Origin of the sequence: Rhizobium sp. CF080, assembly GCF_000282095.2 — a bacterium.
Taxonomy (GTDB): Bacteria; Pseudomonadota; Alphaproteobacteria; order Rhizobiales; family Rhizobiaceae; genus Neorhizobium.
Genome location: NZ_AKKC02000004.1, coordinates 315,989 through 329,243, shown reverse-complemented (window position 1 = coordinate 329,243; position 13,255 = coordinate 315,989). Strand labels below are relative to the sequence as shown.

The 13,255-nt window shown below is 60.8% G+C and carries 8 protein-coding genes; 4 read left to right on the top strand and 4 right to left on the bottom strand.

Translation table 11 applies throughout. The features are described from left to right. The first annotated feature begins 76 nt into the window (after positions 1-76). Complete coding sequence (locus tag PMI07_RS08570) at positions 77-742, top strand: helix-turn-helix transcriptional regulator (protein ID WP_007767671.1); 666 nt, start codon at positions 77-79, stop codon at positions 740-742. Positions 743-783: 41 nt separating this feature from the next. Here PMI07_RS08570 and PMI07_RS08565 read toward each other — a convergent pair whose 3' ends face one another. After that, positions 784-1,680, bottom strand: a complete 897-nt coding sequence (locus PMI07_RS08565) for a transporter substrate-binding domain-containing protein (protein ID WP_081760666.1) — start codon at positions 1,678-1,680, stop codon at positions 784-786. Positions 1,681-1,739: 59 nt separating this feature from the next. Here PMI07_RS08565 and PMI07_RS08560 point away from each other — a divergent pair, with 59 nt between their 5' ends. From PMI07_RS08560 to PMI07_RS08550, 3 genes are all read left to right on the top strand, one after another. Beyond that, entirely contained in the window at positions 1,740-3,662 is a 1,923-nt protein-coding gene (locus PMI07_RS08560) for a glycosyltransferase family 2 protein (RefSeq protein ID WP_007767667.1), read from the top strand. A gap of 182 nt (positions 3,663-3,844) precedes the next feature. Then, positions 3,845-5,839, top strand: coding sequence for a HAMP domain-containing methyl-accepting chemotaxis protein (locus tag PMI07_RS08555; RefSeq protein ID WP_007767664.1), 1,995 nt, complete (start codon positions 3,845-3,847; stop codon positions 5,837-5,839). A 275-nt stretch (positions 5,840-6,114) separates the two neighbouring features. Further along, positions 6,115-6,975: a DMT family transporter gene (locus PMI07_RS08550; protein WP_051484162.1), complete on the top strand. Its 861-nt coding sequence runs from the start codon at positions 6,115-6,117 to the stop codon at positions 6,973-6,975. A 178-nt stretch (positions 6,976-7,153) separates the two neighbouring features. On the opposite strand, the gene repC is transcribed toward PMI07_RS08550, so the two are convergent. The 3 genes from repC to repA all read right to left on the bottom strand — a co-directional run bounded on the left by repC (position 7,154) and on the right by repA (position 10,778). Continuing rightward, entirely contained in the window at positions 7,154-8,425 is a 1,272-nt protein-coding gene (repC, locus tag PMI07_RS08545) for a plasmid replication protein RepC (RefSeq protein WP_037086013.1), read from the bottom strand. A 153-nt stretch (positions 8,426-8,578) separates the two neighbouring features. Continuing rightward, entirely contained in the window at positions 8,579-9,580 is a 1,002-nt protein-coding gene (repB, locus tag PMI07_RS08540) for a plasmid partitioning protein RepB (RefSeq protein ID WP_007767655.1), read from the bottom strand. A gap of 4 nt (positions 9,581-9,584) precedes the next feature. Then, positions 9,585-10,778 (bottom strand): plasmid partitioning protein RepA, encoded by a 1,194-nt coding sequence (gene repA, locus PMI07_RS08535; RefSeq protein ID WP_007767651.1) that lies wholly within the window; start codon positions 10,776-10,778, stop codon positions 9,585-9,587. Positions 10,779-13,255: the final 2,477 nt, after the last annotated feature.

Below are 13,255 nucleotides of genomic sequence, written 5' to 3'. Positions count from 1 at the left end.
GGTTCTGATCGAGAGGTTCGCAGAGCGCTGGCTTGTCCGGCTTTGTCTCGCGCACCGGTCACGGGTACGGACGACGATGCTGTCACATGATACGATCTGGAGCGCGATCGACACGCTCGCCCAACGCCACCAGTTGACGCCCTCCGGGCTGGCGCGCCGCGCCGGCCTCGATCCCACCTCGTTCAACAAGTCGAAACGGCTCGGGCCGGACGGACGGCTGCGCTGGCCGTCGACCGAATCGATCGCCAAGGTGCTGGAAGCGACGGGCGCTACGATCGACCAGTTCATGAGCTACCTGCCCGCAGTTGCCGGCCGCTCCTCCATCCCGGATGGCAATTTCCCGCCGCAGAGCGGCTCCATCCCGCTGCTCGGATTTGCGCAGGCCGGCGCCGGCGGCTTTTTCGACGATGGAGGGTTTCCGGCGGGCCAGGGCTGGGACGTGGTGGAATTTCCGGTGGACCCGTCCCGCAAAGCCGGCGTCTATGCGCTGGAAGTCCAGGGCGAGTCGATGATGCCGCTCTATCGCGACGGCGACATGCTGATCGTCGAGCCCGGCGCCCAGGTGCGCCGCGGTGACCGCGTCGTGCTGAAAACCAAGGAGGGCGAGGTAATGGCAAAAGTGCTCGCCCGCCAGAGTGCCCGGACGGTCGAACTGCTCTCGCTCAACCCGGAACACCCGAACCGCACCTTCGACCTTTCCGACGTGGAGTGGATAGCCCGGATCATCTGGGCGAGCCAGTGAGCGTGGGTAGCAGGTAGGAAATTGCTCCTACCTGTCGCCGATCAATACAGCCCGTTCGGGAAATAGCGCAGGTAGATATCCTGCAGGCGGCCGTTGCGAGACAGCACGCTGAGCGCCTGGTCGAAGGCGGCGGTCAAGAGCGGGTCGTTCTTGCGCAGCATGATCGACAGGCCTTCGCCGAGGAATTTCTCCGAGAGATAGGGGCCGTCGAAGAGCGCACAGCATTTCGCTGAACCTTCGCCGGCGACCCAGAAGGGCAATCTCAGGCCATCGGAAAAGACGGCATCCACCTTGCCCGTCTTCAACGCCTCCAGCATCGCCTCGTAATTGTCGAAGGGCGTGGGCGTGAGCTTCGGAAAAAACGCCTTCAGCATCAGTTCATGGGCGGTGCCCCTGACCACGCCGACGGGCTTGCCAGAAAGCGCTGCCGCCGTATCGACGTCGATTCTGGCCTTCAGGTTGCGGGCGAAACGGGCCGGCAAGCCGAGATAGGGCCGCGAGAAGGCAAACCGCTGGCGCCGCTCCGGCGTGACGTTGATGCCGGCCATGATGGCTTCGCCGGCGCCGCCTTCCAGGGCTTTCTCCAACTCGCCGAAGGGCAGCGCCTGGATCTGGCATTTCGCCTCGATCTTCAGTTCCGCGCAGATTTCGCGCGCAAGATCGACATTGAAGCCGGCAAGCCTGCCGGTCTGGTCGGCGAAATTGAACGGCGGGAAATCGACGCTCGTCAGAATGCGTACCCGCACTACCGTGGAGAGATCCGGGCGAGCCAACCGCTCCTTCGCATCGAACATCAGGGGCAACGGGCTGCCGCCTTCGGCAGCGTGGGCCGGAACTGCTGCGGCAAAAATTCCGCCGGCCACAACTGCCGCCACAAGGCAAAGCTGCAGAAGATTGAGAAACCCCTTGATTTTCGGGGATGCAATCATGGGATGCATCTCTATGATCCAGATCGGGACAGGTTGGGGCGTTCGCTTGCGGGCGGTGTAGCAGAAACATGCGCTTAGGGGAATATCCGCCAGCAGCGCTGCCGGTGCAAGACGAGGCGCGGCTTAAGTCCGCTTCGTTCAACAACCTGCCGGCAGATCGTGGTACGGCTGCCGAGGACCCGGAATTCGCAGCCCTTGCCGCGCTCGGCTTCTCCAGGCCATTGCTCGCGGCACTCATCGACAGGGCGCGTCGCAACGGCACGAGTCTCGAAAGAGAGCTGCTCCACTGCGGCCAGGTCGATGAAGCGGCCTATTATGGCGCCATGGCGCGCTACCTGCGCCTGCCCTTCATCGCCGCGATCGATCCATGCTCGATTGCCGACATGCCGGGGCTCGATACACAGTTGCGGCGCCCAAACCAAGTGAGGATCAGCCACCGATATCGCGCACCGCAAGTGGCAGTCGTGCCCGAAGCGATCCGACTGGCCGACATAAAGGCCGCACTTACCGCCATGCCGCTGCTCGGACAGGATCTCGCCATCACCACGCCCTCGGCGATCCGCCACGCCGTCTGGAAAACCGGCGCAACGCGGCGCGTGCGCGAGACGGTCAACGGACTGTTCGACCGTTTCCCGACCTTCTCCGCCCGCATCGTACTCTCCGGTTACCAGGGCTTTTATGCCGGGCTCTGGTTTGCCGCCCTCACCTCGGCGCTGATCCTCATGCCGATCGAGACCCTGCTTGTCCTGCATATTCTCCTGTCGCTGATTTATTTCGCATCCCTCGGTCTGCGATTCGCCGCCTTCACCCGGCAACAGTTCGCAGGCGCGATCCCGGCTGCCCTTTCGCCTCGGGAGGGTACGCTTCCCTGTTATTCGGTGATGGTGGCGCTCTATCGGGAGGCTGCGGTGGCCGAACAGCTGATGGCCAGCCTCGGACGGCTCGACTGGCCGCCCTCCCTGCTCGACATCAAGCTCGTCTGCGAGGCCGACGACGAGGAAACGGTCGCGGCGCTGAAGGCTCTGAAGCCGGCCCGGCATTTCGAGATCGTCGAGGTGCCGGCCTCGGCGCCGCGCACAAAACCCAAGGCGCTCACCTATGCGCTGGGTGCCGCACGCGGCGAATTCCTGGCCATCTACGATGCCGAGGACAGGCCGCATCCGCAGCAATTGCGCGAGGCGCATGCGCGCTTCCGGGCCTCGCCGAACGAAATCGCCTGTCTTCAGGCACCGCTGATCATCACCAATGCCCGGGAATCCTGGATCAGCGCGCTCTTCTCGCTCGAATATTCCGGCCTCTTCCGCGGGCTGCTGCCAATGCTGGCGCGCAGACACATGCCGCTGCCGCTCGGCGGCACGTCCAATCATTTCCGCACCGAAGCGCTGCGCGATGCCGGCGGCTGGGATCCGTTCAACGTCACCGAGGACGCGGATCTCGGTTTCCGCCTTCATCGCCTGGGTTATCGCTCGGACGTCATCACCCGTCAGACGCTCGAAGACGCGCCGACCACGATACGCGTGTGGATGGGCCAGCGCAGCCGCTGGTTCAAGGGCTGGCTGCAGACCTGGCTGGTGTTGATGCGCAATCCGCGCCGGCTGATCGAGGAGATCGGTTTTTCGGCCTTCTGCATCTTCCAGCTGATGATCGGCGGGATGCTGGTCTCCTCGCTCCTGCACCCGCTGATCATCAGCTTCATGGCGGTCGGCACCTATTCCATGCTGGAAGCGCCGGCAGAAGGGGTTCCGACCGGCGCGCTTTCGCTTTTTATCATCGACACCATCAACATCCTCGGCAGTTACGTGATCTTCCTTGGCCTGGGGATCGGACCGATGATCGGGCATGAAAGACGGCTGGTCGGCCGGCGCTGGATCGGCGTGCCGCTCTACTGGATGATGACCTCGGTCGCCGCCTGGCGGGCGGTCATCGAGTTGCGCTCAAAGCCCTTCTTCTGGAACAAGACGCCGCATCGGCCGACCGGCAAAAAAACCTGAGCCTCAACACCCGGCTTGTCAGCCATCGGCTGTTAGCACGGCATTAAACTTTCTCCAATTTAGTATTGTATGACAAACGGCCTCTCCCGGCCAAACGCATGATGCGCATTGTCGTACCTTCCCAGGTATCTCCCATTCCATTTTTCACAACGGCGGCGGCACTCCGGCGCGGGCAGGACTCCATGTTGAAGAATATGAAAATCCGGACGAAGATCCTTTCGGTCGTCGTTCTTCTCGGCCTCGTTTCGGTGACGGGCCTCATCTATATCGTCCATGAGTTCAAGAACGCCGACCAGAACTACAGCACCTTCATCGACCGCGAGGCGCTGGCGGCCATGCAGGGTTCGCGGGCCAACTCATCGGTGCTGTCCTCGGTTCTGCAGGCGAGCTTCTCGCTGAACATGCCTGCCGGTTCGAAGGAATCGGAAGCCGCCGCCCAGGCCGCATCCAAGTTCGGCCAGGCGCGGGAACGGCTGCAGCAGGCGGCCGACCTGGTGCCGAGCCGCAAGGCGGCGATGGACGAGCTCGTCGCAGACGTCACCGCGCTTGAAGCGGCGACCAAGAAGGCGCTCGATCTGCGCAAGGCCGGTGACGAAAAGGGCGCCGCCGATGCGGTCGCCAAGGTGAGTGCCGGCGTCGCCGCCATTACCCCGAAGATGATCGCCAACAACGACGCATTGATGAAGATGCTGGACGATGGCGGCGACGCACTTTCCGACACGGTGAACCGGCGGATCAATCTCTGCTTCGCCATTATCGGCATCGTGACGCTGACGCTGATCGGCTTCGGCATCTATGTCGCCCAGGCAGGCATTGCCGCACCGATCAGCCATCTGCGCGAGCGGATGAAGCGCCTGGCGGACGGCGACACTGCGAGCGAGATCATCGGTCTCGACCGTCGCGACGAGATCGGTCTGATGGCCGAAACCGTGCAGGTCTTCCGCAACAACGAGATCGAACGCGTCAACCTCGAAGCCCGCGCCAGCGCCGACCGCAATCTCAGCGATCGCGAGCGGCACGAACGCGAGGCGCAGCGCAATGCGGAATCCGGCGAATTGGAACGTGCCATGCACGCGCTCGGCGAAGGCCTGCGCCGTCTTGCTGCCGGCGACCTCGTCTCGCAGATCGACACGCCGTTCGCGGCGCATCTCGACTCGCTCCGCCAGGACTTCAACAATTCGGTCGGCACGCTCAACGAGACGATGGTGGCCGTCGGCGCGAATGCGACCGCGATCAATGCGGGCGCCAACGAAATCCGCTCCTCGGCAGATTCCCTGTCGAAGCGCACCGAGCAGCAGGCATCCTCCGTCGAGGAGACCGCCGCAGCGCTCGAAGAGATTACCACCACCGTCAAGGACGCGGCAAAACGGGCGGCGGAAGTGAGCCAGCTCGTCACCCGCACCCGCACTGGCGCCGAAAAATCGGGCGACGTGGTGCGCAAGGCCGTCGGCGCCATGCAGGAGATCGAAAAGTCATCGGGCGAGATCTCCAATATCATCGGCGTCATCGACGATATCGCCTTCCAGACCAACCTCTTGGCACTGAATGCCGGTGTCGAGGCTGCCCGCGCCGGTGAAGCCGGCAAGGGTTTCGCGGTCGTCGCTCAGGAAGTGCGCGAGCTCGCGCAACGCTCCGCCCATGCGGCGAAGGAGATCAAGGCGCTGATCACCACATCCGGCTCGCATGTCCAGACCGGCGTCGCGCTCGTCGACGAGACCGGCAAGGCGCTCGAAACCATTCTCCGCGAGGTGCAGGAGATCAACGGCCATGTGCATGCGATCGCCGAGGCTTCGCGCGAACAGTCGATCGGCCTGCAGGAGATCAATACCTCGGTGAACGCAATGGACCAGGGCACACAGCAGAATGCCGCCATGGTCGAGGAATCGACAGCCGCAAGCCATACGCTCGCAACCGAGGCGACGGCGCTCGCGAACCTGCTCGGCCAGTTCAGGCTGACAGGCACCGGCGGATATTCGGCAGTAGTGGCCCCGCAAGCTCCGCGTCCGGTTGCGCGACCGATCGCAACTGCCAGCAGCAAACCGGCGATCCGGGCAGTTTCGCAAGGGGAAGCACGTCCGGCCGCCTCGCCGGCACGAGCGCTCAACCAGAAACTCGCCGGTGCCTTCGGCGGCGGCTCTTCCAGCGGCAACGACAAGGCCGACTGGACCGAGTTCTGAGCCTCGAACACAGTCGACCCCTCTGGATGCATCAAGGGCGGCCCCAACGGCCGCCCTTCCCGTTTCGATATGCAGGAACATTTCCGTGCGCTGTCCTGCCCGACCGCAGTTGACGACGCTACGGACCGCTACAAATTGGACTATTCACAACGACCGACCTTCCGTCGTATCTACCCCGGTCAGGAGGAGCCGCACCAGCCGATAGTCGAGCGCTCGCTATCATCCCCATCCGTGCGGTCGGAAGAAAGATTCACGTGGAAAACAACCAGTCGAACATGAGGGCGGCGGCCTGGATGATGACATCCATCGCGCTGCTCCTGCTCATGGCCGTTTCAGGTCGTGCGATAACCCGCGAGATCGACGTCTTCCAGGTGATGGAGATGCGCTCCGTCATCGCCTTTTTCATGCTGCTGCCGCTCGTCCATCGCGAAGGCGGCTTCAAGGCGATGCGGACCGGCATACTGCCAAGTCACATAGGCCGCAACGTCGCCCATTATATCGGGCAGTTCGCCTGGCTGATGGGACTCACTCTCATTCCCCTGGCGCAAGTCATCGCCATCGAGTTCACCGCCCCCATCTGGGCAGCTCTGATGGCCGCCGCATTTCTCGGGGAACGGCTGACATGGCGCAAGAGCGTGGCGATCCTGTTTGGTCTGGCCGGTGTGGTCCTGATCGTGCGACCGGGCGCAGCAGTGCTGAACCCGGGCCATCTCATTGTTCTGGGAGCGGCCTTTGTATTTGCGATATCCTTCATCACCACAAAAGCTCTGACACGTTCGGACAGCGCCACGAAAATCATTTTCTGGATGCTCATCATTCAATCGGTCATCGGAATAGTGCCGGCCCTGAGGGTGTGGGTCTGGCCATCTGCAGGCCTGTGGCCGTGGATCTTCCTCATCGCATTTTCGGGCACGTTCGCGCATTACTGCATGGCCAAGGCGTTGTTCCATGCGGACGCAACGGTGGTGATGCCGATGGATTATCTGCGCGTACCGTTGTCGGCTCTCCTGGGTTACCTGCTATATGCCGAGGGTATCGATAGTTTCACGGCCGTGGGCGCGGGACTGATCCTCGCGGGCAATCTTTTCAATCTTCGCAGGCCGAACGCCAACCGGATCCAAGCCACGCCGACTTGATAGCGGTCGCTCGGACCATAAGAGCGGTTTTGGCCGGCCTTTTACAAAGTAACCGCACACGCTGTCGACATAAAAATGTGCCGATTTTGCCTTGCCGGACAGTTGCCGCAGGATAATCAACACCGTGCGGTCGTTACAAGCTCCCTGCAAGCGGCGCGTTGGTGTGGATCCATCTCGTTTAGCCTGCCTGCCGCTCGCCGGGACTGCCCGCCCGCGCCAGTGCCATCAGCATCGGACCGATGGCGAACTCGCCTCTTTCGGTTCGTCGGGTGAGGTCGCGCAGATATCCACCCGCCGAGTTGATGTGCCCTCCCCTCTCGAGAATGCAGGCAATGACGGTCGCCGCGTTCTCGGCGCCCATGGCCATGCACGCCTCTTCATGGGCCGAGGAACTCACTCCGAGCATCATACGGACAACGACAGCCGCCGCCATCAGGTCGCGCCAGCTGTCGATCCTGCCGCCTGGCCCGTAGTCAGCAATTTGCGGGCAGGCCTGCAGCACGAGCCCAAGCGGGAAAGATTGCAGAGGCTTTCCGGTCGCGACGCGTTCCTTGCTCCGGCTTTCCCGAGATTGCTTGCCTTCGGCCGGTTCGCTCTGCGGTTCCAGATGATCCGGCGGTGCGACTGGCTTCATCTCGATCAGCGGTTCAGATTCATAATTGTAGTTAAGTTTCGAATTCTGTTTGTGGCGCTCAATCTGAGACTCACTGGCGTCCTTTTTTGGCGTTTTAACGCGTATTTCCAGCAAGTTGATGATCTCCGAGCGCAACATTGCCATCTCTTCCAGGATTGGGGAGAGGTTTTTGACGGTAACAACGCGCGGAATCCGTCCGACCAGTACTCTGTACATCTCCAGGATCGCTCCCCAATCCCCTGGAACCCCTTCGGAGAAGGCGGCGGCAATCAGCTTGGCGACATCGCGCCGGCAAATGGTGAGGCGATCGCGGGTAATCCGCAACAATTGCCGATCAGCAATCACCTGGGCGGCCAGGCATTCGATCTCGGCAGCTCGTGCGAGAAGTGGCGCAAGGCTGAAGCCGAAGGCCTCGTCGATCTCCCCTACCCTGTCACGGCGCGCATAACGCTTGCCGTTGGGGCTATCCTTGCGCAGGATCAGGCCGGCGTTGATGAGGACGGCTAGGTGCCGCCTGAGGGTCGCCGCTGTCATGCCCCGGGCGCGAAGAGAGAGCTGAGCGTTTGAGGGGAAGACAACCAGGCCCCTTGCTTCGGAAAGCTCGTCATCCGGATAGAATGTCAAAAGCGCGTCGAGCACCGTCAAGGCACGATCGGTCACACCCAGTGACGGTCGTGCTTCGCAGACTGCTCTGAACAGTTTCCACTTGTTACGGGTAGTTCCAGGTTCAATCGTCCCGGCAAGTTGCTGGTTTGCCAACATGCCAAGCGACATCGCCCGCCGCCCAAAGGGCGTCGTCACATATCTACTCTCCATCTGCCTTCACTTTCGCTAAGGCAAAAGAAATCCATCCGCCCAAACGGCGCCTAAACTCTTGACAGTGATTCGAGGAAATGCGATTCTAGATTTGCTAAGATCTGAGAAGGGCTTCCACGACTATGTCGCTTGGGGGCCTTTTTCTTTTGCGGTTTACGCTCCTTTGTTTTGTTGGAATTCTGCAAAGAGGATTCCGAGCCTCTCTTGCACGAATTGATCGAACCCAGGCGCCGCCTTGTTGTCGAAAACAAAGGTCGCGCCCGATGCTGTCTTCTTGAACTGAACCGGAACGCCGGAAATCTGCCCCTTTGGAGCCGTAACTTTGGCCGCGATCGGCCTTTTCGAGGCCAGCGCCAGCACTCGGTGGAACCGCTCATCGCTTGATAGCTGTCGAGAGTTGTCCGCGGACAACTCTGCCAAAATGAGCTCAGGCTCGACATTCTCGAGGCGTTCGCCCAATTCCAGCCAACGCCTACGGCCGATCTCTGGCGCGGCTCCGATGGCTGTAATCAACGCGATTGGCACCTGTCTCGTCACGATCAACATCTTGGAAAGTGCGGCTTTGTCCACACCGAGCGCGGCCATGATGATATCGCGGGTAAAACTGCGCTGCTCGAGCCGTAAAGCGAAAAGGGCCCGCTCGATATAGGATAAATTGGTCCGGGCGTTGTTTTCCTGCCCCTGGCTGACCACCAGCTGATCATCGGTAAGTTCGCGGACCACTGCCCGCACACTGATGCCAAGCTTCTTGACTGCCGCGAGCCTGCGATGGCCATAGGCGACCTGATAACGCCCCTTCGTCTGCGGGTGCGGCCGCACCAGGATGGGCACCTGCTGTCCATGCTCGCGGATCTGTTCCACCAGTTCGTTCAGCTGGACGGGGTCGATCTCCAGCCGATCCTCGACGAAGGAAGCGTCGATAAGGCCGGGATCGATCTCGACGACGATCTGGCCTTTGGCCAGCTGCCGTTCAAGATCGTTCGCCCGTTCGACTTTTTCGGTGATATTGCCGAGCGTCTTGGTAATCCCGCCCACAGGCGCAGTGTTGCGGGCCTGTGGCACGAAACCGGCGATAGGGCGGTTGTCCCTCGGTGCGATCGGCTCGGGGCGGGCGGCGGTGGAAGAGGAAATCTCGATAAGGTTCTTTCGGGCCATCTAACTATTTCCTTCCCCATGTCAGTCGAAGATGGGCCTCTATCTCCGAATTCACGAGATTGAGCGACTCCCAGGCCCGATCGTAGGTGCCGCGTACGAACAGCGACCTTTCCACTTCATAGAGCGTTTGCTTCGTCACGCCGGCATCGGCGATGGCGGTCGATTTCAGCATCGCATTCTGAAGCATGCGGTTTCCAAAGATCGCGCGCATGAAGCCGGTCATCTGGCTTTGCGGGCCATCATTGGGTTCAAATCTCGTAACGAGGTAGCGCATCCAATCATAACTCGTCCTGCCCCCTGCCCTTTCGACCACGGACATGAGTTCGCTCGTCATGGTCAGGAACTGGGACATCGACATCACGTCGAGCATTTGCGGATGGACGGTGATCAACACGGATGTCGCGGCGCACAGCGCCGACATCGTCAGAAACCCGAGTTGCGGGGGGCAATCGACGACCACGACGTCGTAAAGGCTTTCGATTTCGGTCAACGCCTCGCCTATCCGCGCGAAGAACATCGTTTCCGCGGTGCCGGATGCCATTGCCTTGGGCGTCTCGTGTTCGAACTCCATGAGCTCGAGGTTTCCAGGGATCAGATGAAGATTGGGCGTATAGGTCGCGCGCACGATATCGGAGATCGGCCGTGGATCTTCGTAGCGGATCGCTCCGTAAAGCGTCTCGCCTTCTCCAACATCCAATTCCGGCTGATGACCGAACAAGGCGGAAAGGGAGGCTTGCGGATCGAGATCGACGGCTAGGACCCGATAACCTCTCAACGCCAAATACTGCGCCAAGTGCGCAGCCGTGGTTGTCTTGCCCGAGCCACCCTTGAAATTCATGACCGACACGATCTGAAGCTTGTCGGCGCCCCTTCGTCCGGGCACATATTTCGGGGTCCCGTTTCGCTCATCAAGAACCTTGCGGATCCGGTCCATGTCTTCTGCGCTATATTGGCGCCGACCATTCGCAAGCGGATCCGGGCCGTGGCCTTCGGCGGCAACCTGGCGAAGATAACCTTCACCGATGCCGATGAACCCTGCGGCTTCGGCAGGGGAAAAGTGCCGCATCGTCTTTCGAGACAGCGGCGGGAAGATTTTCGCTTGATGCTGCTGGAGCTGATAGGACAGTTCCTGCGCGTCTGTTGCCAGAAGTGAAGGAAGATGCTCTTGATCGTCCTGGATAACGAGACTCGGCTGCATTGGTTGGTTTCCCGTTTAACTGCGCAATTTTCACAGAAAGCGCTCTAACTGCGCAGTTATATTATGCGCCGATTCGTTACCGATTTACAAACGCTTAACCAAACGGGCATTTTGGGCATTTTTCTCCGGCAAAGTGAGGCCGAGACGCGCTTACCGCGCTCGGAATTCCGAGCTGGTTTGGCACCATTTGAATTGGTGCCTTGATAGAAGTAGTCCGCGGACTACTCTGCCTGTACGGCGCGTTTCTGCGCGTCGAGGCCAGGCGTCGCGGCACCAACCGTTGATCTCGTTGCAACAGTAGTCCGCGGACTACCGCGAGGTCGTCGGAATTCCGAGGTGTGCGATCTCCGGCGCTACCTGCAGCGGCGCTGATGCTGCCGTGTCCTCTTGATGGACGTTACAATGAGGGCGACAAAATTGGAGCCGACGTGTGGGCCTGATGTGGGATAGGGGAGCCGTCGCCGTCCCTGACGGACCAGACAGCGGGCTATCGCCCATGCCGCCAAGGTTCATTTGATCCACGGGTTTACTGTCGCGATCGGATTGAAGGAGTTCCAGGGAAGGGCCCCCATATTGCGCCGAAATCGATCGCGCGGACCATCGAAGTTTTTTTGATATTCCGGGTTCGTACCGCTGATGGATGCGCATCCCGACCATTGGCCCTCTATGCATCCATTCCCACTTATGCTGGCCCTGCAAAACGGTGATGGTGGCGGGTGCGGGCCGCCGGACTCGAATACGGTGGTCCGCACTGCTGCATGCAGATATTCGCTAGGCCGTGACTTGGGGGCCGAGCAAGGTTGCGCGGACATTGCCCGTGGCGGGGTTTCTTGTTTCTGCACTGCCTCGGTCGTGCGGCAGCGTGAATGGCGAGGTGACCGAGCATTCATGAAACCGGCATTGCCAAGGATGCCGGTTGGGCCAAGCCGCTGGTTGGGCGAGCCCGGCTATATCGCTAACGATGCAGCGCATCTAGCGCATGCCCCATAGCCGGCGCTTGAACCCGGGTTTCACGCCACTTGGCAGCAAGCAGCGAGCGAGATCTGCGCCATGCGACGGCCTCATGGGGGCGACGGTTTGATGAGCCGGCTTTCCGGGGCAGGGAGCCGTCCCGCAAATGGCAGGAGCCAATTCCGATCGCCGGTTGCTACCGTTAATCAATCGTTGCCATGAACGGGATCGCCAAGGCGGCAACAAGGATTGACGAAGATGTCCTCGGTTCACCAGAGGGAACCCTGATCGCGGATAACTTCGGACGAACTGCCGTCCGGTTGAAATGCTGCAGCTGGCGGATTCCGCCGCCGGCCATTCGCCCACCGTTGGGGCGAGTTCGATCATGAAGAGGGTCCGGGCCTCTTAAGCCGCTCAGCGCATTGCAAGCAAAAGACCGCAGCGGGTTCGCCTGTTTTCCGATGGGGCGGTAGGGCTTGGATAGGGTCGCGATGTTCGTAAACCCGTGACGACGAGGGAGAACCAGTTAAGGCAGGTCCATTGCCATCAGCAGATCGATGAATGCCTCAAGCTGTTGGTGCATGACGATGGCCGGATGAGAGCTCGACGTCTTCGCTCTCGCGGATGAGCCGCTCGCAATAGAACGCCCGGGGTGAAGAAGCTCCCGGGTCATACGATACCGCAGTGCTTCCTTCGTCGCAGGCTCGACTTGGTTGCGTCTTCAGTGAGGCGCGAAATGGCCGGCCGTTGCACCAATGCTCTCGATTTCGGAACTCGCTTACGCCTCAAGCCGAGCCGAGTTGATAGACGAGTGCACAGAATCCCTTTGGATTCAGTTTTGACAGCTGGGGTAGGGGAGGGCGTGAAGATCGTCCGGATCGAATAGCATGCCAACCTGTCGCGACTTGACGACAGCTGCCAGACATATCAGAAGACCATATCGACGAAACTGCGGTTTAGCGGCAAGATTTTCCCGCGACACAGGCAGGCAAGGAGCCGCCAAGGGTCGCCCAGTCCCGGTTTTCGGCGTAACGTCGGTGTTTTGCGGTCCATCGCCCGGTTTTTCGCCGTCGACAGTCTGTGCGGTTAAGATTGGAATTGCTGGTATAAACCGCACATTTGGTTTGGGGCCTGCACCTCGATCGGCTTGTGACCACACCTCAGGCAGTCCAAGTCCGGGTGCCGCGCGCGCCGCCGAGTCCAGCCGAGCGCGGGCGACGTAAGTGAGGCGGCAGCGCCGTCAACGGTATCCATCCTGCTTGAATCACTGGATAATTTGGCGGTCCACAAAGTGGGGCGAGATTTCCGCTTTCCGATGCAGCACGAGCGCCAGCTTCGCCCATTTCTGATATCTGCCGGGCCCATAACCTCCTATCTGATAAGGAGAATAAGGAGCGGCCCTCCTAGCAGCGCACCCAGTATGATGGCCGAAAGGAAATATCTGGCCAGGACGCGGAAAATGGCTCTAACCCAGATCATTTTTTTTGGCTGACGAGCGGGGTCACCCGTTCATTCGCATCGACCGT